The following is a 26207-nucleotide window of genomic DNA, read 5'->3' as shown; positions in this document are numbered from 1 at the left end:
ATACATTCAAATTCTATTGGAATTACCAGCCAGGGTTTTGGATTAAACCGTACCCTTTATTTATTTCGTTAGGAGGAAATGCACTTAAGTACCATTTTGGTGACCAGTTATCTTTCCAGAACCTTGCTGGCATTTCAACTGTTTCATAACTATAGGAACCATCAGGATTTTTTGTTGTATTAACGCCATGGAGTGTTTGTCTAAATAGGTCTTCTCTTTTCCAACGAATAATATCATACCAACGCACTTCTTCAAACCCAAACTCTAAAGCTCTTTCTTTTAAAACCGCTCCGCGAAATGCTATTTGCGATAAGCCCGAAGGTAAATCACCTAGACCAACTCGATTTCTAACTATGTTTACGGCATCATAAGCTTCCGCTGTTGGTCCACCTTTGAATTCATTTTCAGCTTCTGCGAAGGTTAGATAAATTTCAGCTAAACGTAAATAAGGCCATTGTACTATCGATTGTGTAGAAGTGGCAGCGTCTCTGTCTAGCAAAAACTTTTTAAGTCCAAATCCTGATTTAGTTCCACCAGCAGAAAGGCTTGCTCTTTCTTGTCCTCCTATCCAAAGTTCAGCTGTTCGGCCCTGATAAGCATCGCCGTTAACTAGTACAGTTTCATACAGTCGCGGATCACGATTTTCCCAAGGTCTTGCGGGATTCCAGTCAGGATTGTCAGCATTAGCCGGTTTTCCATCTGCCATTGGAAACATATCAACATATTCTTTAGTTGGACAGCCAGTTCCATAACCACCAGCACTTTGGTAGAAATAATAATTTGTAGCCCAATATGCCCCTGATTTGTATCTTGCTCTTGTACTTATTAATATTTCTCCATTGCCTCGTTTGTAATAAGCATCTTGAAAATCTTTTCGATAGTTTCCTGTACTTACAAGCTTGTAAGCGCCAGCGTTTAGTAATTCTTTAGCAGCATCAGCTGCACGTTTCCATAAATTGGGATCGTAGCTACCATGCCAGGTCATTTTTTTTGTTGAAGCCTCGCTATCAAGATAGGGTGCGCTAGCATTGAAAAGTGGACTTGCACCAAACAAAAGAATTCTAGCTTTTAGACCTAGTGCACTGGCTTTTGTAAAACGACCGTCATTACTGGATAAATCTGCTATTACCATAGGTAAATCTGGTGCTGCTTCATCAAGAAGGGCCACAATTTTATTCAAGGTTTCTAATGAAGTTAAACGTGGTACAACTGTGCTTTCAGTTGGTAAATAAACATGATCAACCCAAGGTAATCCGCCGAAATTTCTGTACATATCGCAGTAATGAAGCGCGATGATCATTTTAGCTTCTGCTTTCAGTTGTTTTACAATTTTCTTCGTATCTTCATCAGGAGCAGGTATTTTATCTGCATTTTCTATAAAATTCCAACCAATACGAATTCCTACCCAACTTTGTTCGAAAATATAATGATATTTTGTGTTTCCAGAGGTGTTTTCTATAGCAGCGGCATATTGTCCATTGTAGTATAAGGAATTCGGTCCGCCCCAAGATAAATAACTTTGGTTGAGGTCACTTAATGATTCTAAAAGATCCATCCCTAATTTATTGTCTTTTGCACCCCAATCTAAATTTAAGCCATACGGCAGGGTTGTGTACCCTTTCGTTAAATATCTTGTAGCCAGTTCAAGCGAGCCAAATATAGTATCCTTTGTAACATCTACACTAGGCTCTTTGTCTAAGAAGGCATTTCCGAATTTTGGTTCGTCGCAACTGCCTAAAATCAGTAACATGACGATAATACTAAATAATATTTTTTTTGTTTTCATAACTTGTTATTTTGTGTGTAGTTGTATGATTTTTTATAAGAAATTTAATTTCAATCCTAAATTATATAGTTTTGTAAGCGGATAATCTTGTATTGATCCTCCTCTTGATTCTGGGTCTATTATATCTAGTTTAGAAAATGTTACTAAATTATTAGCATTAAAGTAAAAACGGAACATAGAGATACCCATTTTTTTCAGAAAAGCTCCTTTGAAATTATAACCCATTTCCAGCGTTTTTAAACGTAAATATGAAGCATCGCGTAACCAATAATCTGAAGTTTTAGAATTGTTAACATTTCCATTAAACGTTATTCTAGGGAAGGTTGCTGTGCTTGCTGTTTCGGGCGTCCAAGCTTCGTCTGCCATATATTGCAATAAAGATCGTTCTCCAGTAACTCCAAAAGGCGTACGTAATGATTCATCTAACAATCTTGAAGTGTTTGTTGCGCCGACCCATGACATACTAAAGTCAAATTTTTTGTATTCAAATCCTGTATTCAAACCAATAATATATTCAGGATAGTTGGGGAACCCTATTGCTTTTTGGTCATCTGCATCAATTACACCATTGCCATCTAAGTCTTTATAAACCATATCTCCTGGTTTAAGTATATAGTTGTGATCTGCTGTAGTGACGTTGTTAACATCATTAGCACCAAAAAATCTATCAAACACATATCCGAATGGCTGACTAACAGGGTTGCCTGTACGGTAGAGGTATGGTTGGCTTCGAGGAACCTCATCAACATAGACTATTTTGTTTTTTGATTGCGACAAATTAGCATTAATTCTATAACTAAAGTTTTTGTTAGGTTTATGGTTCCAATTTAGTTCAACCTCATATCCTTTGTTTAGTACTTCACCAATATTTACCGCGGGAAGAGGACTACCTACAAATTCAGGAATTGTGCCTCTGTTAGTTAAAATGTTTGTTCTGTTTTCATCAAAAACATCTACTATTATACCCAGTTTATTTTCTAAAAATTTTAATTCTACACCTAGGTTCCGTTTTAATGCAGTTTCCCAAGTTACGTTAGGATTTCCAGGCGTATTTTCAGAAGCAGCTAACTGGTTGGTAGGATTATCAGTTCCAAAACTATAACTACCGTTGACTGAATCATAACTATCAGGTAAATAGAGGAAACGATTGCCTCCAATTTTATCATTACCAACAAGTCCATAAGACATTCTCAATTTTAGAAAATCAACAAAAGATACGGATTTCATAAACTTTTCTTTTGAAACTATCCACCCAACAGAAAAAGCAGGAAATACACCAAAACGATTCGCTCTAGCAAAATTTTCAGAACCGTTGTACCCTATATTGAAGTCAGCTGAATACGTACCTTGATAATCATAAGTTATTCGCCCAGCTATTCCTACTAAACCTCGTGGGATATCTGGGTTTGGTGTTGGATAAAAATCTTTTTGCTCATTATAAAGCAATAATCCGCCAAAGTTGTGATTGCCAAATTTCCGAGTGTAGTTTAAACCCGCTTCAAAATACCAGTCTCTGTCTTTTCCTTGTGCTTCACTGTAATTAAGATTACCGTTTGCCGAAGAGGTGCGGTAGGCAATCTCTTTGCTGTCTGGATTATTCAGTTTGAACTCAGGATCCAGGTCTACACGATAATAAGGTGCATACCTCATTACGCTTGTTGCTCTGGTTTTAGTATGCGTATATGTTGTATTGTATGATAGTTTAGTTCTAAAACTAAGTCCTTTTACAAAATTTAACTGCTGTGTTAAATCGATATCAAAATTTAGTCTATTTTGAAGGATATTTGAATATCCCAAGCCATAATAAGAACTAAATGGATCTTTTTTATTACCAGGAATGTATTCATTACTGCTAGTAATATATTTTCCATCAATAATACCTGGGCTTGAAAAAGGTTGAGACCAATAAATTTCTCTAAACAACTCATTAATTCCACTGTTTGTTCGTGGCTCATTTCTAATACCTACTTGACCGCCAATGGTTACGCCTAACTTTGTTGTTTTGGTTACATCGATATCAAGATTTGTACGAAAGTTATATCGCTGAAAACTAAAGTTGTAATCATAATCCGTATCGAATGTTTTAAAAAGTCCATCTTGGCTTAATACCCCGATGGAGGTAAAATATCTTACATTATCACTACCTCCCGAAATACTTACATTCGATCTAGATTGATTAGCAAATGGCTTTAAGATATAATCCAACCAGTCTGTGTTTGGGAATATTATAGGATCGGAATTTGTTCTAAAAGCTTCTAATACCTGAGGAGAAAATTTAAGTTCACCCGCAGTAAGAAGTGGGTTATCACTTAACTGGGCGCGATTATAGACACTAGCGTACGTGTAACTATCAGCGAAATCAAGTAATTTTGTTGCTTGTTGTACCCCTTGTGAGTAGCCTGCTGTTATAGTGGCCTTGCCTTTTGTTCCACGTTTCGTAGTTACTATCACAACACCATTAGCACCACGTACTCCATATACCGCAGTCGCAGAGGCGTCTTTTAATATGGAGAAACTTTGTATTTCATCAGCATCTAATCCTGTAAACGGTCGTTCTACACCATCCACAATAATTAGGGGTTGGGAATTTGCCTCGGACAATGATGCTAAACCACGTATGAATATCTGTGGATCATCAGCTCCTGGTCTGCCTGAAAACTGTACCGTAGAGATTCCTGTAATTTGTCCTGCCAATGAATTCGCAATATTCGCACTAGGAGATCTACTTAATTGTTCTGCACTGATAGTACTAATAGCTCCGGTAACTGATATTTTTTTCTGTTTTCCGTAAGCCACAACTACAACAGCATCCAAGTCAGTTGCTGAAGATGTCATTTTAAGGTTAATCACGCTTTGACCATTAACAGTAATCTGTTTCGTTTCAAAACCAATAAAACTAAATTCTAGTACACTTTTAGAGGTGGTTCCAATCTTGTACTTTCCATCTATATCAGTATTAACGCCTTTCTTAGAGGCTTTTTCAATAATGTTTACTCCGGGAATTGGAATACCTTGGTTATCAGTTACCGTTCCTGTTACTTGCAATGATTGTGCCTGCAAGGTTTGAATCATTCCCAGTAAAATCATTAAGCTAAGAAATAAATAAGATTTTGTTTGTTTTATTCTCATTGGTTTAAATTTTCGTATAGTTAATTGCTTGGTTATTTATAATTTTTCAAATAGTGTTTTTCAACTATTTTTCTTAATGAATTTTGATGTTAATGAATGAAAAAACAGTATTAGTTTTTAGTTAAAAAAGTAATATGTGCTCTGATTAGGAAATAGACAATAACATTGGTTCTAACAAGATATGTGTTTAAGGAAATTTTATTAAATATTTAACACAAAATTAAAGAGAAATAACGTTTTCGCAGTAGTACAAATAATTCAAATAAGGGGTCAAATAGCTCATTTACCAAATAAAATAGTGAATCGATTGTAGGTTTGATAATTTTACTGTCTGGATATTTAGCCCTAAAACTCATGTCTATAATTATTTAAAAAAATTAATTATCTTTTCGGATACTAGTTGAAGGCCTGCTACAAACAAAAACAGCTTATGCATCGGAACACGTTGTGAACACCATTGTTTATTAGCAAAAGCTAATTGCAAACAGCGAGATTAATTTTATAAAATGATTGCTAAGAGTTTTTTTTAGTCATTTTCATCTTGTATTTGGATGGTAAACAGTCAAATTGTTTTTCAAATGATATCTTGAAATATTTATAATCATTAAATCCAACTTCATAAGCAATCTGGCTTAAATTTAAGTCATCAATCAAAATGAGATGTGCTGCTTTTTTTAGTCTTATCGAACGAATAAATGAAGTTAAGGACAACCCAGTCAGGGACTTGATTTTACGGTATAGCGTGGATTGACTCATGTTCAGCTCATCGACCATATTATCTATGCTAAACGAACTGTTTTGCAAGTTGTTTTCAACGAGGATAATTGCTTTATGAATAAATGCGCTTTCAGTATTTGTATCTTGTTCACTATTTGTTATTGTAGGTTCAAATTGTATTTTATTCAATAAAAGTGATCTGATTTTCTTTCTATTTTCGAGTAAACCAGCAATTCTCGCCTTGACGATTGTGGGATTAAAAGGTTTAGTAATATAGTCATCAGCACCAGTTTCAAGCCCCTGAATTTCAAATACTGTCGAGGTTCTTGCTGTGAGTAAGATGACAGGAATGTGCGAAGTGATAATTTGAGATTTAAGTTCTTTGCACAATGTTATCCCGTCTTTTCCAGGCATCATCACATCACTCAGTATTAGGTCAGGGATTTCGGCGGAGGCGATTTTAAATCCTTCATCTCCATTATTAGCGATAAGAATGGTATAAGATTCTGAAAGAATATCTTTTAAATATTCTAATATCTCTTGATTGTCATCTATAAGTAATAGGGTGTTTTCTTTAGTCTTAATTTTTAAATTTTCTATTTGATTTTCGTTCCATTTGGTGTCGTAAGCTTCTATATTATCTGTATTAATGAAATTAGTGTCGATTTGGCTTTTGTAGTAATTTAAGTTTAATGGTAATTTTATAATAAATTCGGCACCATTATTTATTTGGCTTATTACTTCAATGCTACCCTGATGAAGTTCGATGATTTTTTTAGAAAAAGACAGGCCGATTCCACTTCCAATCATCTCTGTTGATTCCGCCGATTTGATTTGGTAAAAATGATCAAAAATTTTATCCAAATAATCAGCTTCCATTCCTAAACCAGTATCTTTAACTGATATGATGCAATTTTCGTCTTTTCTAGAAACTTCTAAAGTAATTTTGTCTCCAGCTTTACAATATTTTATAGCATTAGATAATAAATTGCACAACACTATTTCAATTTTGTTTCGATCAAATGGAAAGAGGATTTCGTCTTCGCTGTGCTTAAACTTGTATTTGATTTCTTTGGATTTTGCCATTTCATTAAAATACAGGTGTACTTCTTTTGAAAACCGAACGATATTCCCTTCAGAGACATTTAATTGTAAAAGTCCGTATTCTGCTTTACGAAAATCAAGCAATTGATTGATTAAATTAAGAAGTCTATTTGCATTTCGGTCAATTACGCTTAGTTTTTTAGCAACTTTTGGACTTACTTCAAGATTTTCCATAAGTTCGTTGAGCGGGCTAATAATGAGTGTTAACGGAGTTCTGAATTCGTGAGATATATTCGTAAAAAAGTTTAGTTTTAACTCACTCAATTCAATTTCTTTCTCCTTGTCCTTTTTAGCAATTTCTAAATTATTTTGAAGTTTTAATTGATTGTTATAGAACCTTAAAACATATATAATAATTAAAACAATGATTACCATATATATAAAAATAGCCAGAGGGCTTTTCCAGGGTGAATTTAATATTTCAATCTCTAGATTTTTTGATTTACTCCAGGTTTGGTTATCTCTTGTTGCCGATACTTTAAGAATGTAATTTCCGGCATTAAGCCCAGCAAAATTCACTTCATTTTGATTTTGTATCTCAAACCATTTTTCTTGGTATCCTTCTAATTTGTATCGGAATTTAGTATTTACTCTACCGGAGAAATCGTTTGTAATAAAACTAATTGAAAAAAACTTATCCGTGTCGGTCAGTTGTATTTTTTTAACATAACTAAAATTTTCATCAATAATTTTGTTCCCTTTTTTTTCAAGCGAAAACTGAACTATACTATTATTTACTCGAAGTTTCGTAAAAATCACTTCTGGAATAGAGTTAGCAGCGCTTAAAGTATTAGGATTAAAATAAGTTATATTATCAACACCTCCAAAGTAGAGCTGATTATTTTCAAAATTGCAAGAGCTTCTATTATTGAAAGATGTTGTTTTTACACCGTCATTTCTGTTGAAGCTAACAAAAGAATGTTTTTGTTCGTTGTATTTTACAATTTGTGTTTTGGTGCTCAACCAAACATTTGATTTATCATCAAAAGTTATGGCACAAATAAAATCGCTATTTAAACCTTCCTCAATTGTTAGTTTATTTTTTATAGTTAGTTTTTTGTTTTTATATTCTAATTTTATTAAGCCACTAGGCGTTGCTAACCATATATTATCATTTTTTATAGCAATTGAATTAATAATTACGCTAGGTAATTTATCATTTATCATTAATGATTTAGCACTGAATTTTATTTTTGATTTGTCATATAAATGCAAGCCATTGTACGTACCAATCCAAATATTCCCCTTGGAATCTTCTTTGATACTAGTTATTCGGTTGTTTTCAATTTTAGTATTCCCTTTGTTATTATCTGAGTAAAAAGAATAAGCTTCTTCGTTATTAATGTCCTTAAGAGCAACAATAGCAATTCCGTTTTGTTGCGTTCCTATATATAAAGTATTCGATTTATCAACATAAAATGCAGTAGCTTTTAAGATATTCTTATTGCGAAAAATGATTTTTTTTAGCAAAATGTCATAGATAAAAAAGCCAGTTTTGCTACCAACATATAATTTATTTTGGTGCTCGTATAGCTCAATTATTTTAGTTAGTCCAATTTCATTGATGAGTTTCAGATTTGTAAAATCGGTACCTTCATAAAGTCCATTATTAAGCGTTCCAACAAACAAGCTGTTATTGCCTTTATAAATCGCTGTAAAATTTAAATCACCGTTTACGGTTGCAAGATTAATTTTTTGACTGGCATTTTCAAATCCTTTTCCTTCAATTAATTTTACAACACCGCCATTGGCAGTGGCTACCCAAACTTGATTGTTTTTGTCATGATGAACCTTGAGTATGGTATTGTAATTGGAACGAATTCTTTCAGAATTCAAAGAAGCTAACTCTATTTTAGTAAATTTCGACAAATTATCATTACTTCTGTAAAGGCCTTTGCCCCAGGTGCCTATCCAAAGTCTGTTTTTTGAGTCTAACGAAAGTGTTTTATAAAAATCAGTAGCTATACCCGTTTCTATCGAATTTATTTTTTGAACATTCAAGTCATAATTAAATAATTTTGTGCTTCCTGCTGTTGTTCCTATCCAAATTTTATCGCGTTCTTTATCTAGAATTAAGTCCGAAATACCCTCACTAAATTTATATCGTGCCAAATTAATTCCTGAAGAATTGTATTTTGAAAGTGTTTGATGAAATGAGACCCAAACATTAGAATCGTTATCCTTTATAATAGAGTTTACAACTGATTTTATTTTGATATGTTTTATGAGCTTGTTTGTTGTTGGGTTAATGATGAAGACACCATTTTCCCATGTTCCAACCCAAATATTTCCAGCGTTATCCGATGCAATTGCAGTAACATTTATGTCACCATTATTGCCTAAATTTAATAAATGATTGTAGTTTTTAATGGTGTTATTTCTTAGGTCTAAAGATGAAATCCCCCCGCTCTTCGTTCCAATCCAAATAATGTTTGAAAGGTCTTTGAAAAGAACTTCGATATTTTCATTTTTTAGTTTTTTGTAATTTTTACCTGGTTTTATATTTTCAAAATCATAGCCGTCATATTTAGTTAAACCATTTTCAGTACCTATCCATTTGGCATTGAGATCATCACTAATTATTGAGGTGACATAATCGTGAGGTAAACCTTGATTAGTTGTAATGTATTGCACGACATAATTTGTATCATCATTTTGAGCCTGAATTATGGAGAAAAATAGTAAATGAATAATTAGAATTGTCTTTTGCATTTTATAATCACTTTATAATTTAAATTTGGGTTGGTTCTGGGTGTTGTTTAGTATTGTTAATAATACAAAATGCCATATTTATTATACAATTTAGACGTAGCAATTTTATATTTTTTTTTGAGATAAACAAAATAAATATCAGTTCGTAAAAGTATAAGAAATTTTATAACATAACTCTTATGTTCGTATAAATGCTCTAACCGACCTATTAATTGAACTAATTACACCCCATATAAAATATTTCTATAGTTTATTTTTGTTTACAATAATGTTGTAATTGTTTTACAGACATAAAATTAATTAATTAATTACACAATTGATTTATTCAATTTGCTTTTATTTGAATAAAATATATTGCTGTAAGAAAATTTATTAAAATTTCATTATTGTCAGTTAAATAAATACGAAAACAATAAATTTGATGAAAATGCCAAAAAAAGTAGAAAGGGGTCTATTAATTTTAATAATTTTTTTGACCGTTGGAATAGCAAAAGCACAACAAGAAAATGCTAAAAAGAAATTACCCAATATAGTTTTTATATATGCCGATGATTTAGGCTATGGTGACCTTGGGGCTTATGGTGCAACAGAATTGAAAACGCCCAATATGGATAAGTTAGCAAATGGAGGCATTCGTTTTACCAATGGCTATGCTACTTCGGCAACTTGTACCCCGAGTCGCTACGGATTGCTCACCGGAGTGTATCCTTGGAGAGAAAAAGATGCTAAAATTTTACCAGGAACTGCTCCATTACTTATCAAAACCAGTCAAATGACAATTCCTAAAATGCTTAAAGAAAAGGGTTATCACACTGGCATTGTAGGAAAGTGGCATTTGGGTCTTGGTGAAGGTAATTTGGATTGGAACCAAAAAATTAGCCCGAGCCCAAACGAAGTGGGTTTTGATTATTCTTTTATTTTAGCAGCGACTAAAGACAGGGTTCCAACGGTTTATATCGAAAATGGTTTCGTGGTTGGTCTTGATCCGAAAGACCCTTTGAAAGTTAATTATGATAAAAATTTTGAAGGAGGACCTACTGCTATTAGCAATCCGGAATTGGTACAAATGAAATGGCATCACGGTCACAACAATAGTATTGTAAATGGTGTTCCAAGAATAGGATATATGACTGGTGGAAAATCTGCTATTTGGGACGATTACACTATGTCTGATACCTTTTTAGGTAAAGCAAATGACTATGTCAAAATTCATAAAAACGAACCATTTTTTTTATACTATGCTATAGATCAGCCCCATGTACCTCGCATACCAAATCCCCGTTTTGCTGGAAAATCTGGAATGGGTCCGAGAGGCGATGTTATTCTTGAAGCTGATTGGACCATTGGTGAATTTATCAAAACACTCCAAAAAGAAGGACTTTTAGAAAACACCCTTATTGTTTTGTCAAGTGATAACGGACCGGTATTAAATGATGGTTATAATGATGATGCTGTCGAAAAAACAGGAAAACACAAGCCTGCTGGGCCACTAAGGGGAGGCAAGTATAGTTTATTCGAAGCTGGAACTCGAGTTCCTTTTATTGTGAATTGGTCAGGAAAAATAAAACCAGCAGTTTCAGACGCAGTAGTTTGCCAAATTGATTTATTGTCTTCCTTAGCTTCTTTAGTTGGTAGCGATGTAAAAACGTCAGATAGTGAAAATTTGATAAAAGTGTTTACAGGAAAAAGTAATAAAGGCAGAGAAGAACTAGTTCTTGAAGCTACTACTAAAACAGCTTTTCGAAAAGGAGATTGGGCAATGATTCCTCCCTACAAAGGTCCTGCAGTTTACAAAGATGTCAACATTGAGTTAGGAAATAATAGAGATTATCAGTTGTATAATCTAAAAGAAGATATTGGTGAGGAACACAATTTGGCACTATCCAATCCAAAAAAACTGAATGAAATGATTGCTTGCTATGAAAAAATTCGTGGAAAAATAAGTAACAATGTTACAGAACTAAAATTAGAATAGTTTCATCACTTTCATCAATGATTTATGCCCAATATAAAAACAGCATTTTTACTTTTATTCTATTTTACAATGATTTTGTGTTACGCACAAAAAAATCGTATCGTAAATAAAATTGAACCCAATATTGTATACATTCTTGCAGATGATTTAGGATATGGAGATTTAAGCTGTTATGGTCAAGAAAAATTTCTAACTCCCAATATTGACAAATTAGCCAAAGAAGGAATGCTTTTTACCCAGCATTATTCAGGAGCACCGGTTTGTGCACCTTCTAGATCGGCTTTGTTGACAGGTTTAAACACTGGACATACTTACATCAGAGGGAATAAAGAAGTAGAACCAGAAGGACAATATCCAATGCCAAAAGCTGCTTTTACCGTAGCCGAAATGTTAAAATCAAAAGGATATGTAACAGGAGCTTTCGGAAAATGGGGCTTGGGATTTTCGGGTTCCGAAGGTGATCCTTTGCAACAAGGATTCGACACTTTTTATGGTTATAATTGTCAAAAATTGGCACACAATTATTATCCAGATCATTTATGGGAGAATGAAAATAAGGTGATGCTCACAGAAAATGAAGGTTCCAAAAATGGACAATATGCTCCTGATTTAATTCATCAAAAAGCACTTTCATTTCTAGAAAAGCATCAAAAAGAATTGTTCTTCTTATACTATGCAAGCCCTTTGCCTCATGCTGAATTAGCAGCACCAAAACTTTATATGGATAAATTTGTTGGGAAATTTAATCCGGAGAAAGTTTTTAAGTCAAAAACTAACAGCGAAGCTTTGAAAAAAGGAGAATATGCTTCTCAACCCCAAAGTCACGCCGCTTTTGCAGCCATGATATCCTTGTTGGACAATCAAGTGGGTGAAATTGTTGCAAAAATTAAAGAATTGGGGCTTGAAGATAATACTATAATTATTTTCACTTCCGATAATGGACCGCATCAAGAAGGCGGTGCCGACCCCGATTATTTCAATAGTAATGGAATTCTTAGAGGATACAAAAGAGATTTATATGAAGGAGGAATTCGGGTTCCAATGATTGCTAAATGGAAAGGAAAAATTGCCGAAGGAAGCAAATCGAATCATATTTCTGCTTTTTGGGATGTGATGCCAACGCTTGCAGAACTTACAAACACAAATATCAGTGCTACAGTTGATGGTATTTCTTTTCTTCCTACACTCTTGAATAAAGGCAGTCAAAAAAAACACTACTATTTATATTGGGAATTTCACGAATTGGGCGGAAGACAAGCCATTAGGAAAGACAATTGGAAATTGATAAAATACAATGTGAATAAAAACGGCAATTACCAGTTGTACAATCTTGAAAATGACATTTCCGAAACGAATGATTTGGCCTCTACAATGCCTAAGAAAGTTGCCGAATTGTCAAAAATACTAGAAGCAAGTAGAACAGAATCAGAAGTATTTCAGTTCAAGTAAAAACAAAGTCATTTTTTTAGAAAAACTATGAAGTGTCAACAAATACATTCTTTAATCTCCGTCGGTTTCCTTTTTTTTGGAATAGCGGGTTTTTCGCAGTCACAAAAACTAAAAGATTATAATGTTATTTGGTCTTCTCCTGGATTAAATTCTCAAGGTTCAATACCATTAGGAAATGGTGACATTGGAGTTAATGCTTGGGTTGAAGAAAATGGAGATCTCGTTTTTTATGTTTCAAAAACAGATGCTTGGAGTGAAACGGGTGAGTTACTAAAATTGGGGAAAATACGAGTATCAATCACACCAAGTCCTAAAATTAAAGCTTTTTTTTATCAAGAATTAAAACTGGAGCAAGGCGAAATGGTTGTTGAATTTGGACAAACAAAAGTAAAACTTTGGATAGATGCCAATCATCCCACAATTCAGGTTGACGTAGATAGTAAAATACTTATAAAAGTGCAAGTCAGTTTTGAAACCTGGCGAACAAAAAGGAAATTGATAGAAGGAGATGAAATGTTTTCACTTTATGGAATAGATGAAGTGGGCAAGGATAAAAAATTTTTTCATCCAGTATATCGCGAAGCAGACACAACATTGGTTAACCAATCTAACAAAATAATTAGTGGTCATCACAACCATTATTCTCAATGGAAAAATAATCTAGAGCTACAAGCACTAGGTGATTTTGCAAATACTCAAACAGATCCACTTTTAGATAGAACTTTTGGAGTTTGTATAGAAGGAAGAGGATTAATTAGTACATCAGAAGCCGCTCTCGTTAGTGATAATTTAGCCAAACATTTTCAAATAAATGTATATCCGTTCACAAAAATAGGAACAATTGATTCCTGGAAAAAAGAATTATTAGAAAATAAAGAAGTGATTCAGAACCTATCCCCTAAAAGTCGTCTAAAAGCCCATCATAAATGGTGGAAACAATTTTGGAATAGACATTACATTTTCATTTCAGCAAAAGATCCTATACAAAGTCAACAGGCACAATCGGTTACAAGAGGCTATATTTTGCAGCGATATGTTAATGCATGTGGGGGCCGAGGAAACTCACCAATAAAATTTAACGGCTCAATCTTTACAGTCGACACTTATAACCGACAAGGAATTAATAAAGGATTAAATGCTGATTTCCGAGCTTGGGGTGGATCGTATTGGTGGCAAAATACACGTTTGCCTTATTGGTCAATGCTAGTTTCTGGCGATTTTGATCTAATGCAACCGTTGTTTAAAATGTATAACAATGTGTTACCTTTAAGAAAAGCCGCAACTCAAATATATTACAATCACGATGGCGCTTTTTTTCCTGAAACAATGAACTTTTGGGGAACCTATAATAATAAAAATTACGGAACAAACCGAAAAAATTTAGTCGATGGTTACACAACCAACCCAAACATAAGATATTATTGGTCTGGTGGGCTTGAACTGTCTTTAATAATGTTAGATTATTATTCTTTTACCAATAATCAGCAATTTGCTAAAGATACTTTAGTTCCTTTTGTTTCAGAAATACTAACTTTTTTTGACCAGCATTGGAAAAGAGGAGACGATGGGAAAATTCTTTTTTCGCCAGCTTTGGCATTAGAAACATATCATACCGCAGTTAATCCTTTACCAGAAATTGTAGGTATTAAAAAAATAGCTCAAAAAATGATGGCTTTGCCAAAAAATATGATTTCAGAAATTCAAATTCAACAATGGAAAACTTTGATAAATGATTTGCCACCAATGCCTCTACAATTTGTTAAAAACGACACTATTATTGCACCAGCACAGGAATATAGCGATAAAAAAAACGTTGAAAATCCCGAATTATATGCCATATTCCCTTACAGAACCTTTGGTATTGGCAAACCCAATTTTGATTTAGCCAAACGAACATTTGATGCCAAAGTTCATAAAGAAAACAAAGGCTGGCAACAAAATTCCATTCAGGCAGCGTATCTTGGAATGACAAAAGATGCACAGGAAATGATTGTGGAAAGTTTTTCAACCTGGGATAAAAACTTTAAATTTCCAGCTTTTTGGGGGCCAAATTACGACTGGACTCCCGATCAAGATCATGGTACAGTGGCAATGATAGCTTTGCAACGAATGATTCTTCAATATGAAGACGCCAATATTTATTTGCTTCCTGCTTGGCCAAAAGAATGGGATGTTCATTTTAAGGTAAATGCTACCAATAATACCACCATTGAAGCGGAATTTAAAAACGGTAAAATTTCGGAATTAAATGTTACCCCAAAGGGAAGTGTGAAACTTAATTTGAACGAATTGATAATAACAAAAACATATGAAAACTAACTTGCTTACAAACAAAAAATTTATCTTGTTGCTACTTTATATGATTTCAGTAAATATAAATGCTCAAAATCAAGAAATTTCACTCTGGAGTACTGCAATTCCCGGAGCTATAAACTCAGAAAGCTACAAAGAAATCCCCGTTTTAGAGAATGGAATTGTTACTGGTGTTAGCAAGGTGGTGACGCCAACATTGACTGTTTTTGTACCAGAAAACCGAAATGGAACAGCAATTGTCATTTGTCCTGGCGGAGGTTATGCTTATTTGGCAATAAATAAAGAGGGCTTCAAAGTGGCCAAATGGTTGAACACATTAGGAATAACTGCTTTTGTTTTAAAAAACAGATTGCCTAGCGACGAGATAATGACAGACAAAACCATTGGACCGCTCCAAGATGCCCAAGAAGCCATGCGATATGTAAGAAGAAATGCAGGGAAATGGTCTATTAATGCTGGAAAAGTGGGTATAATGGGATTTTCTGCTGGTGGACATCTAGCTTCTACATTGTCCACGCATTATAAAGATGAAGTTTATAAAGTAACAGACACTATCAGCGCGCGACCCGATTTTTCAATATTGATTTATCCTGTAATTTCAATGGATGAAAAAATTACCCACAAAGGTTCTAGAAATAATCTACTTGGAACTAAACCTTCTGATGCGCTGATAGAAAAATATTCTAATGAAAAACAAATTGAAGCTGCAACTCCTCCTACTTATATTGTGCACGCTGTAGATGACAAGACCGTTCCTGTTGAAAATAGTATCAACTATTTTTTAGCTTTAAAAAATAATAAAGTCCCTTGCGAAATTCATTTCTACGAAAAAGGTTCGCACGGCTTTGGTTTAGGTAATAACGGAACCAGCAAGAATTGGACAATACAATGTGAAGAATGGTTGCGTTTCAAAAATTATGTAACCGTTATTTCTAGCCCGAAAAAATAAATTTTTATTAACTACAAATTCATTCATTATGAAGATTAATCATTTAGCCATTTTATTTTTAGTGGTGCCCATTTTTTCAATTAAAGCACAAAAAATAGAAAAACCAACATACACCGCTCCAAAATGGGAAAATCCGGAGTGGGAAAATCCAGAGATTTTTCAAATCAACAGAGAGAAACCAACGGCGTCTTTTTTTAGATATGACAGTGCATCGAGCGCATTACAAAATGAGAGTTGGAACAATTCTCCTTTTTACAAATCATTAAATGGCAGTTGGGCTTTTTATTACGCCGATGGCGTTACGGGCAGACCAACCGATTTTTACAAAGAAGGATTCTCGTTAACAGGTTGGGATAAAATAGAAGTACCTTCCAATTGGGAAATAAAAGGATATGGTATTCCATTCTATACCAATATTATTTATATGTTTCCACCCAATCCGCCTTTTATTCCACACAATGCCAACAACAATGGAAGTTACAAAAGAGAGTTTGAAGTTCCTGAAAATTGGAGTGGAAAAGATATTTTCCTTAATTTTGAAGGGATTAGTGGCGCCATGTACGTTTGGGTAAACGGTCAAAAAGTAGGGTATAACGAAGACAGCAAAACACCATCTACTTTTAATATTACCAATGTAGTCAAAAAAGGAAAAAACACAGTTGCTGTTCAGGTTTTACGTTGGCACGATGGTAGTTATTTGGAGGATCAAGATTTTTGGAGAATTAGCGGAATCGAGCGTGATGTATTTATTTACGCTACTAATAAAGTTACGGTAAAAGATTTTCGTGTGATTTCAGATTTGGAAAATGACTACAAAGACGGAATTTTTAATCTTTCTGTTAAATTAGAAAACAATGCTAAATCGAATGAAAATAAAATCGTTTCCATCAAGTTATTGGATGGAGAAAAAAACGTGTTTTCCGATACCAAAAGTATAGTTGCCAAAAAAGGAGAAAACATTTTAGATTTTAACACAAAACTACCCAATGTAAAAACTTGGAATGCAGAAACGCCCAATTTATATACGCTTCTTATAGAGTTAAAAGATAAAAAAGGACAAGTAACTGAGGCCACTTCTATAAAAGTTGGTTTTAGAAATGTAGCTATCAAAAACAATCAGTTTTTAGTGAATGGCAAACCCGTATTAATTAAAGGAGTTAACATTCACGACCATAGTGAAACAGAAGGACATGTGATTTCGGAAGCACTTACCTTGAAGGATTTACAAATAATGAAACAAAACAATTTAAACGCTATTCGTTGCGCTCATTTTCCTAAAAACGCTCATTTTTATAGATTGTGTGACAAATATGGTTTTTATGTTATCGACGAAGCCAATATTGAAATTCATGGTATGGGAGCGACCAATCAAGGTTTGGACGGCAACAAGAAAAAACAAGCGGTGCATCCCGCTTATTTGACACAATGGAAAGCCACATTTTTAGATCGAACTACTAAAATGTTCGAACGAGATAAAAATCATCCCTGTATTGTGACTTGGTCCTTAGGAAACGAGGCAGGAAATGGAGAAAACTTTTTTACCACATACAAATGGTTAAAAGATAATGATACAACAAGACCAACGCAATATGAAGGTGCCACAGGATATGCCAACACTGATATTCAAGCACCAATGTATTGGCCGATTGAAAAAATGATTGAATATGTACAAAAGAACCAAACTCGACCATTAATTCAATGTGAATATTCGCACTCTATGGGTAATAGCACTGGGAATTTTCAAGATTATTGGGATGTAATAGAAAGCCATCCTACTATGCAAGGCGGTTTTATTTGGGACTGGGTAGACCAAGGGATTTTAACCAAAAATGCAGCTGGAGAAAAGTTTTGGGGTTATGGCGGTGATTTTGGAGGTTTCAATTATCAAAACGATGAAAATTTTTGTTCCAACGGAATTATTGCTCCAGATAGAACGCCTCATCCTGCATTATATGAAGTAAAGAAAGTGTATCAATACATTAAATTCAAAGCCTCAAATTTAAAAGAAGCTGAAATCTCCATCAAAAATATCTATGATTTCACGAATCTAAATCAATTTCAATTTACTTGGAAACTTTTGGAGAATGGAATAGAAATTGCCTCTGGGGTTTTGCCAACATTGGATATTGCTTCTTATGAAACTAAAAAAGTTAAAATTGATTTACCAAAGATTGTATTTCAAAACGCCGAATACCATTTGAATGTTTATGCTTTGAATAAAACAGCTACGGATTTAGTGCCATTAAACCATATCGTTGCGTACGAACAATTTCAGTTGCCTACTGATAAAGCTGCAATAGTAAAACCAGAAGTTAAAGGAACCATTTCAGTGGTTCAAAAAAATGGAACTACTTTTATTTCAAATACAAATTTCAAAATAGAATTTGATAATGCGAAAGGAACACTGAGTTCTTTGGATTATGGAAACGGAAATATATTGCTAAAAGGCGTTGAACCCAACTTTTGGAGAGCAACCACCGATAATGATTTTGGGGCAAAAACACCAAAATCATTGGCTCAATGGAAACAAGCCACGAAAAATCAAATGCTAAAAGGAGTTACATTTTTGAAGGATTCTAAAGAAATCAAAATCAATTCAAAAAACGAAATAAAAGATGAGTTTACCATTCAAGCTACATTTGATTTACCTGCAGTTGAAGGACAAATAGTAGTCTCCTACACAATCAATGCGTTGGGCGAAATTACCGTAAACAATCAATTGGCAAACATTAAAACGGATCTGCCTCATTTGCCAAGATTTGGAAATAATTTAATCTTAAAAGACGAATATCAAACGGTAAATTGGTTTGGAAGAGGACCACACGAAAATTATCAAGACCGAAAAACTTCAGCACTAATTGGCGAATATAAAGCCAGTGTTTCTGATTTGTATTTTGCCTACATCCGACCTCAAGAAAATGGATACAAAACCGAGGTGCGTTGGGTAACTTTTACGAACAATAATGGCAAAGGCGTGAAAATTGAAAGACCAGAATTGTTGAGTTTTAGCGCACACCATCAATACAATGATGATTTTGATGATGGAGAAAAGAAAATACAACGCCATTCAACCGATATTAAGAAACGGGATTTAGTAAACATCAATATTGATTATGGACAAACAGGAGTTGGCGGAGATAACAGCTGGAGTCCGCAAGGTTTAGCGCATAAAGAATATAGAGTCAAAGCGGGTAATTTGCAGTATTCGTATACGATTAGTCCAATTAGATAATATTTATTTATCGTTTTAAAAGATTTTTAAAAATCAAATTAAGTGTCCATTTCAAAGAATAAATTAAATGTTAAAGATTATTCCATTCTTCATTTTGTTCTTATTGCAAAATCCTTGCAATGGGCAAGCTGCTGCTTTGCAAAATAGAAAGGCGATTAATCTTGAAGAATGGTCATTCCAAAAAGGAAAACTTAATTATGCCGAAAAACTATCAACTACTGAAAGTGATTGGGAAAAGGTAAAAGTTCCTCATACCTTTTCGATGGATGCTATCGAAAACATAGGATATTACAAGGGAGATGCTTGGTATAGAACCACATTTGAAATTCCATCCTCGATGTCAGGGGAACGCCTATTTATACGATTTGAAGGAGTTGGACAAGAAGCTGAGGTCTTCGTCAACGAAAAAAATGTTGGGAAACATTCAGGTGGATATTCGGCCTTTTGTTTTGAAATTACGAATCAGGTTAAAATGGGTCAAAAAAATCTAATTGCTGTGAGGGTAACTAATGCCTCAAACTTCAAAAGAATTCCTGTGGATGATGATTTATTCAACCATTATGGAGGAATTTATCGCCCTGTATGTGTTTTCAGTACGCCAATATGCAATATTTCACCAACGTATAACGCTTCGCCAGGTCTATTTGTAGAGGTTAAGGAGCTAACGGAACAGAATGCCAAATTGGAAATACGAACTCAGGTTTCAAGTACTTTAAACCAAAAAAATGCACAACTACAGTATACTATTAAAGATGCCAAAGGCAAAAATGTATTGGTGCACAAGGAATTATTTGATTTAAATCAATCCAACCAAGTTATAAGTTCAACGATAGAAATTAAAAATCCAATACTTTGGAACGGACGCAAAAATCCATATCTCTATTCTGTTGAAGCAAAACTTATAACGGACACTTCTACTGACCAAGTAGTTCAAAACTTTGGTATCAGAACCTATTCCTTTGATGCCAATAAAGGGTTTATTTTAAATAACAAACCTTATGGATTACATGGAGTCAATATGCATCAAGAATGGAAACAAGTGGGCCCAGCTCTAACTGATGAACAGCATAAAACAGACTTGGAATTGGTCGATGAAATAGGAGCTACTGTATTGCGACTTGCTCATTATCAGCACTCGGATAGGGCTTATGAATTAGCAGATAAAAAAGGAATTCTTGCTTGGGCAGAAATACCTTTTGTGCACGATTATAGTGGTCGTGAGGGTGAAAATGCAAAACAACAATTGACCGAACTTATTCTGCAAAATTACAATCATCCCAGTATTTTTGTGTGGGGACTTTGGAATGAGGTTAGAGCCTATAAAAGTCCTGATGAATCTTGTGTAGTATTGACCAAAGAACTTAACGAATTGGCACATAAACTAGACGATTCTAGGCTTACAGTTTCAGCTAGTGATGAAGGTATGGTATCTAATATGGGGAATATTACGGATCTACAGGCTTGGAATAAGTATTTCGGTTGGTATTATGGTCAATACAAAGATATGGGTTCTTGGCTTGATACTTCTCACAAAAACTATCCAGAAAGACCATTAGCCATCAGTGAGTATGGGGTTGAAGCCAATATTTATCATCAGGATGCTTCAAAACTAGAAAAACCAGTGGGAAATTATTTTCCCGAAATGGAACAGTCCAATTACCATGAGTTGACTTGGAAAATTCTAAAAGATCGTCCCTATGTTTGGGGTACTTTTGTTTGGACTATGTTTGATGTGTCTGTCAATGTTTGGAATAGAGGCGGAGTTCCGCACATGAATCAAAAGGGATTAGTCACATTTGACCGAACGGTAAAAAAAGATGCCTTTTATTTCTACAAAGCCAACTGGTCCAAAGAACCAGTACTTTACATAGCGGAGAGAAGAAATATAGAAAGGAAAACTAATCTTATTTCCTTTAAAGTATACACCAATCAGGAGGAAGTTGTTTTATATGTAAATAATGAAAAAGTAGCCACTCAAAAGCTAACATCGGACATAAATGTCGTAAAATTTGACAATATCAAATTGGCGGAAGGAAATAATACGATTGCAGTTGTTTCAAAAAACAAAAAGTTAAAAGATGAAGTAATTTGGAATTGTAAAAACCAATAAAATGAAACGCCCACGAAAATTGTCATTAAAACAGAAGGAAATGATTATAGGCGTTCCATCTTCCATTAAAAAACAAATATTATAAAAAGATGAAAAGAATATTCTTAATCTATATATGGTTTTATGCTGCTTCAATGATGGCACAAACCGCTTACAAGGAATTCAAACCTGGCCAATTGTGGCTTGATGATAAGGGAAATCATATTAATGCTCATGGCGGCGGTTTTTTATATTATAATGATACCTATTATTGGTTTGGAGAACATAAAGAATCAGGAAAAATGGGTCACAAAGCTTTGGTGGGTGTTCATGTGTATAGTTCTAAAGATTTGTACAATTGGAAAGACGAAGGGGTTGCATTGGCAATGGCTAACGACACCACTTCGATGCTACAAAAAGAATGTCTTTTGGAACGCCCAAAAGTGATTTATAATAAAAAAACGAAAAAATTTGTGATGTGGTTTCATCATGAATTAAAAGATCAAGGCTATAAAGCTGCATTAACAGGAGTTGCCGTATCGGATAATGTAACAGGACCGTATAGATACATCAGTAGTTTTAGGTTACATCCCAACGTTTGGGCAAGTAATTTTACTGTAGCGCAACAACAAAACGTAACACTAGCCACTAAGGAAGGTGTAGAAAAAAAACAAAAAAAGATAGACGGTGTTATTATGTGCCGAGATTTTGAAAGTGGTCAAATGTCAAGGGATATGAACTTATTTGTAGACGAGGATGAACAAGCCTACCACATTACGGCTTCCGAAGAAAACCAAACCTTGATAATTTCAAAGCTGTCCGACGATTATTTGTCAATGACCGATGAATATGTACGTGTTTTTCCTGGTGAAGCAAATGAAGCTCCCGCCATTTTTAAAAAAGACGGAAAGTATTTTATGTTTTCATCTTATACAACGGGTTGGAAACCAAATCCAGGACGATTGGCTGTTTCTGACAATATGATGTCGGGTTGGAAAGCTTTAGAAAATCCTTGTAGAGGCAATGAATTAGAAAGGAAAACAACTTTTCATTCGCAAAGCACTTATGTGATTCCAGTCGTGGGTAAAAAAGACGCTTATATTTTTGTAGGAGACCGATGGATTTCTGACAATCTAAAGGACAGCCGTTACATTTGGTTACCTGTTCAATTTAAAAACGGATTGCCCTTTTTGAAATGGAATGATTCCTGGAATTTAGATTTTTTTGATAAATAGGTACTGAGTTGCAAAAATTATAATAATTGAACTAATTGGTTTTAAACGAACAAATGAAAATAAATCGAATTGCATTAATTGTTGTACTGACTTGTCTGTTCCAATGGAGCGGATACAGTCAGAATGCTCAAAAACCAAATATTATAATCATTCTAGCGGATGATTTAGGCTATGCAGATGTTGGGTTTAATGGATGCAAAGACATTCCAACGCCAAACATAGATAGAATTGCAACAAACGGAGTAAAATTCACCAACGGTTATGTTTGCTTTTCCGTTTGTGGACCAAGTCGAGCAGGACTTTTAACAGGGCGTTATCCACAACGTTTTGGATATGAGCGTAACCCTCAATACCGTCCGCACGACCCCAATATGGGATTACCAAAAGAAGAAACCACACTAGCCGAATCTTTGAAACAAGTAGGATTTACCTCGGGAATTATAGGCAAATGGCATCAAGGTGCGGATATTTCAAACCATCCTTTAAACCGAGGTTTTGATGAATTTTTTGGGCATTTAGGTGGCGGACACGCCTATTTTCCGGAACTTTTAACCATTAAAGACAGTTATGCAGTTGAAAATAGCGAAGGCGAGAGTTATAAAACTTGGATAATGAGAAATCACGAGCCCATACAAACTAAAAAATATTTGACCGACGAGTTTTCGGATGAAGCAGTTCAATTTGTCGAAAAACATCAAAAAGAATCTTTCTTTTTGTATCTGGCTTATAATGCACCACATTCTCCACTTCAAGCTACACAAGAGTATTTAAATCGTTTTCCGAGTATTCAAGACACAAAACGAAAAACGTATGCGGCTATGGTTAGTGCTGTCGATTACGGTGTCGGTAAACTTTTGGATAAATTAGAATCTTTAGATTTAGACAAAAATACTTTGGTGTATTTCTTGTCAGATAATGGCGGACCTGAAAAAGATAATAGCTCCGACAATGGCGTTTTGCGAGAAGGGAAATCATCTATTTATGAAGGAGGTTATCGAGTTCCTTTTGCTATGCAATGGAAAGGTACAGTAAAACCAAGTGTTTATGAAAACCCTATTTCATCTTTAGATATTTTTGCCACCATTGCAGCACTTTCAAAAGTACCAATCAAGAAAGACCGTCCACTAGACGGGGTCAATATGATTCCTTACATCACTGGCAAAAATAAAGGACTTCCACACGAAACTATTTATTTAAGAAAATTTGACGAAAAGGGGTATTCGGTTCGTAACAAAGACTTAAAATTAGTTCTAAAAAAGGATGGTGTTCCTCAACTTTATGATTTGGCAAAAGATATTGGAGAACAAAACGACATCGCACAACAATATCCTGAAGAAGTTAAAAAATTAGAAGCCATCAGAAAAGAATGGGATTCTCAACTAATCGAACCCATTTTTAAAGGCTTGATCATGTCGAAAGGAAAAAAAACAAAAGAAGACAATAAAGAGTAATTCAAACCAAAATGAAACGCCTACCACAATCGTCAATGACAAACAGGGTTATGATTATAGGCGTTCCATCTGACCGATAAAAAACAATAAAAATAAACAGATGAAACAGTTAAATAAATATTTTCTAATCGTAGTTTCACTACTGCTAACGACCCCCGCTTTTTGCCAAGTTAGACTTCCAAAACTAATTAGCGATGGAATGATTTTGCAGCGTGATACCAAAATTAAAATTTGGGGATGGTCCGCTCCCAATGAGAAAATTGCAATAGATTTTTTGAATAAAAAACATAAAATTCAGGCCAATGATAAAGGAGAATGGGAATTGCAACTGCCCAATCAAAAAGCGGGAGGTCCTTACGCCATGAAAATTGTAGCTAGCAATGCTGTAGAAATCAACGATATTTTAATTGGAGATGTTTGGCTTTGTTCGGGTCAATCCAATATGGCGATGACTGTTGGCGCTGTTAGAGATTTATACGAAAATGAAATCGCTAGTTCTGAAAATAAATTTATTCGAAATTTTGAAGTTCCAAGAGAATACGAATTCAATGTTGCTAGAACGGATTTAAGTGGAGGTTCGTGGGTATCAGCAAACCCAACAACAGTTACCAAATTTTCGGCAGCTGGCTATTTTTTCGCCAAAGAACTCTATGCAAAATACAAAATCCCCATAGGGATGATTAATTCAAGTTATGGCGGAACTCCAATTCATGCATGGTTAAGTGAGGAAGCTTTGAAGCCTTTCCCAACAAGTTACAATGAAATTCAAGAATTAAAAAATCCTGATTTTGTAAAAAGTATCGAAAACAAAGATATTGAACTTGAAAAAAGTTGGAATGTAAATCTTCTATCGAATGATGAAGGTCTTGCAACCAAAGGAAATTGGGCTTCTAACTTGACCAATATACAAGATTGGCAAGAAGCTAAAATTCCAGGAATGTGGAACGGAACGGCTTTAGAAAAAATATACGGTGTAGTTTGGTACAAAAAAGAAATCGAGGTTTCTAAAGATTTCGCTTCTAATGAGTCGACACTTAAATTAGGAACTATGATGGGCGCCGATTCTACTTATGTAAACGGAAAATTTATTGGTTACACAAAGGACCAATGGTCATCACGAAAATATACAATTCCAGCGAGCGCATTAGTAGAGGGTAAGAACACCATTACAATTAGATTAGAAAGAAAACGTGGCAATGGTGGTTTTGTCGAGGGCTTGCAATATGAGCTAGTTGGCAGCAATGAAGAGAACATGAATTTAAAAGGAATTTGGAAATATAAAATAGGTTTCAATCAAGATGCTTTACCAAATGCAGTGAATTTGAGATGGAAACCAACCTCTTTATACAACTCAATGATTCAACCTTTAAAAAAGTATGCTGTCAAAGGAGCTATTTGGTACCAAGGCGAGGGAAATGCTGCAAAACCAAAGGAATATGCTCAATTACTACCAGCGCTTATAGGAGAATTGAGGAGTGTTTTTAACAATCCGAATATGCCTTTTTTATATGTTCAATTGCCTAATTATATGAAACCAAATAGCAACCCATCAGAGAGCAATTGGGCTTTACTGAGAGAATCACAACTAAAAACATTGTCAGTTCCAAATACCGGAATGGCTACCACGCTGGATCTTGGTGAGTGGAACGACATTCATCCCCATAAAAAGAAGGAAGTGGGAACTCGTCTAGCACTTGTTGCTCAAAATTTAGTTTATGGCGATTCAAAAGTAATTTGCTACGGGCCAAAATACAAATCAATGCAAATTGAAGACAACAAAATTGTTCTCGATTTCGAAACTTTTGGAAGCTCAATGCAATTCAAAGGAAAAGGAACTCATACTAATTTTGCGATAGCAGGCGAAGACAAAAAATTTGTTTGGGCTGAAGCCAAAATAGAAAACGGCAAAATTACAGTTTGGAGCGCAGCAATACCAAATCCAGTTGCCGTAAGATATGCTTGGGCAGATAATCCCGATGGTGAAAAATTATTCAATAGCGAAGGGTTACCAGCTTCTCCGTTCAGAACAGATTCTTGGTAGAATATTTAAAAAAAAGATAGTTTAT

At 34.5% G+C, this 26207-nt stretch carries 12 protein-coding genes; 9 read left to right on the top strand and 3 right to left on the bottom strand.

The genetic code is table 11. From position 1 onward, the window contains the following. Positions 1-22: 22 nt before the first annotated feature. The 3 genes from RMO83_RS15315 to RMO83_RS15305 all read right to left on the bottom strand — a co-directional run bounded on the left by RMO83_RS15315 (position 23) and on the right by RMO83_RS15305 (position 9448). Complete coding sequence (locus RMO83_RS15315) at positions 23-1786, bottom strand: RagB/SusD family nutrient uptake outer membrane protein (protein ID WP_310560572.1); 1764 nt, start codon at positions 1784-1786, stop codon at positions 23-25. A 33-nt stretch (positions 1787-1819) separates the two neighbouring features. Next, positions 1820-4915: a TonB-dependent receptor gene (locus RMO83_RS15310; RefSeq protein ID WP_310560571.1), complete on the bottom strand. Its 3096-nt coding sequence runs from the start codon at positions 4913-4915 to the stop codon at positions 1820-1822. A gap of 513 nt (positions 4916-5428) precedes the next feature. Then, complete coding sequence (locus tag RMO83_RS15305; RefSeq protein WP_310560570.1) at positions 5429-9448, bottom strand: two-component regulator propeller domain-containing protein; 4020 nt, start codon at positions 9446-9448, stop codon at positions 5429-5431. Between the two features lie 427 nt (positions 9449-9875). Here RMO83_RS15305 and RMO83_RS15300 point away from each other — a divergent pair, with 427 nt between their 5' ends. From RMO83_RS15300 to RMO83_RS15260, 9 genes are all read left to right on the top strand, one after another. Next, entirely contained in the window at positions 9876-11423 is a 1548-nt protein-coding gene (locus RMO83_RS15300; RefSeq protein ID WP_310560569.1) for an arylsulfatase, read from the top strand. Positions 11424-11447: 24 nt separating this feature from the next. Continuing rightward, positions 11448-12872 carry an arylsulfatase gene (locus RMO83_RS15295; protein WP_310560568.1) on the top strand — a complete coding sequence of 475 codons (1425 nt, stop codon included), beginning with the start codon at positions 11448-11450 and terminating at the stop codon, positions 12870-12872. Positions 12873-12899: 27 nt separating this feature from the next. Further along, entirely contained in the window at positions 12900-15191 is a 2292-nt protein-coding gene (locus RMO83_RS15290; RefSeq protein WP_310560567.1) for a DUF5703 domain-containing protein, read from the top strand. Beyond that, positions 15181-16134, top strand: coding sequence for an alpha/beta hydrolase (locus RMO83_RS15285; RefSeq protein ID WP_310560566.1), 954 nt, complete (start codon positions 15181-15183; stop codon positions 16132-16134). Before RMO83_RS15290 ends, RMO83_RS15285 begins: the two co-directional genes overlap by 11 nt. Positions 16135-16162: 28 nt before the next feature. Continuing rightward, positions 16163-19366, top strand: a complete 3204-nt coding sequence (locus RMO83_RS15280; protein WP_310560565.1) for a glycoside hydrolase family 2 TIM barrel-domain containing protein — start codon at positions 16163-16165, stop codon at positions 19364-19366. 67 nt (positions 19367-19433) lie between these two features. Then, positions 19434-21476: a glycoside hydrolase family 2 TIM barrel-domain containing protein gene (locus tag RMO83_RS15275; protein WP_310560564.1), complete on the top strand. Its 2043-nt coding sequence runs from the start codon at positions 19434-19436 to the stop codon at positions 21474-21476. 89 nt (positions 21477-21565) lie between these two features. Further along, positions 21566-22690 (top strand): glycoside hydrolase family 43 protein, encoded by a 1125-nt coding sequence (locus RMO83_RS15270; RefSeq protein WP_310560563.1) that lies wholly within the window; start codon positions 21566-21568, stop codon positions 22688-22690. A 53-nt stretch (positions 22691-22743) separates the two neighbouring features. Next, positions 22744-24141, top strand: coding sequence for a sulfatase-like hydrolase/transferase (locus RMO83_RS15265; RefSeq protein ID WP_310560562.1), 1398 nt, complete (start codon positions 22744-22746; stop codon positions 24139-24141). A 100-nt stretch (positions 24142-24241) separates the two neighbouring features. Beyond that, complete coding sequence (locus RMO83_RS15260; RefSeq protein WP_310560561.1) at positions 24242-26182, top strand: sialate O-acetylesterase; 1941 nt, start codon at positions 24242-24244, stop codon at positions 26180-26182. The last annotated feature ends 25 nt before the right edge of the window (positions 26183-26207 follow it).

Source organism: Flavobacterium sp., from assembly GCF_031423415.1.
Taxonomy (GTDB): Bacteria; Bacteroidota; Bacteroidia; order Flavobacteriales; family Flavobacteriaceae; genus Flavobacterium.
This window is presented reverse-complemented; position numbering and strand designations above follow the sequence as displayed.

Bases quoted from the DNA above. Each gene is read 5' to 3' on its own strand.
- RMO83_RS15315 (WP_310560572.1), bottom strand. From the start codon at position 1,786: ATGAAAACAAAAAAAATATTATTTAGTATTATCGTCATGTTACTGATT.
- RMO83_RS15310 (WP_310560571.1), bottom strand. From the start codon at position 4,915: ATGAGAATAAAACAAACAAAATCTTATTTATTTCTTAGCTTAATGATT.
- RMO83_RS15305 (WP_310560570.1), bottom strand. From the start codon at position 9,448: ATGCAAAAGACAATTCTAATTATTCATTTACTATTTTTCTCCATAATT.
- RMO83_RS15300 (WP_310560569.1), top strand. From the start codon at position 9,876: ATGCCAAAAAAAGTAGAAAGGGGTCTATTAATTTTAATAATTTTTTTG.
- RMO83_RS15295 (WP_310560568.1), top strand. From the start codon at position 11,448: ATGCCCAATATAAAAACAGCATTTTTACTTTTATTCTATTTTACAATG.
- RMO83_RS15290 (WP_310560567.1), top strand. From the start codon at position 12,900: ATGAAGTGTCAACAAATACATTCTTTAATCTCCGTCGGTTTCCTTTTT.
- RMO83_RS15285 (WP_310560566.1), top strand. From the start codon at position 15,181: ATGAAAACTAACTTGCTTACAAACAAAAAATTTATCTTGTTGCTACTT.
- RMO83_RS15280 (WP_310560565.1), top strand. From the start codon at position 16,163: ATGAAGATTAATCATTTAGCCATTTTATTTTTAGTGGTGCCCATTTTT.
- RMO83_RS15275 (WP_310560564.1), top strand. From the start codon at position 19,434: ATGTTAAAGATTATTCCATTCTTCATTTTGTTCTTATTGCAAAATCCT.
- RMO83_RS15270 (WP_310560563.1), top strand. From the start codon at position 21,566: ATGAAAAGAATATTCTTAATCTATATATGGTTTTATGCTGCTTCAATG.
- RMO83_RS15265 (WP_310560562.1), top strand. From the start codon at position 22,744: ATGAAAATAAATCGAATTGCATTAATTGTTGTACTGACTTGTCTGTTC.
- RMO83_RS15260 (WP_310560561.1), top strand. From the start codon at position 24,242: ATGAAACAGTTAAATAAATATTTTCTAATCGTAGTTTCACTACTGCTA.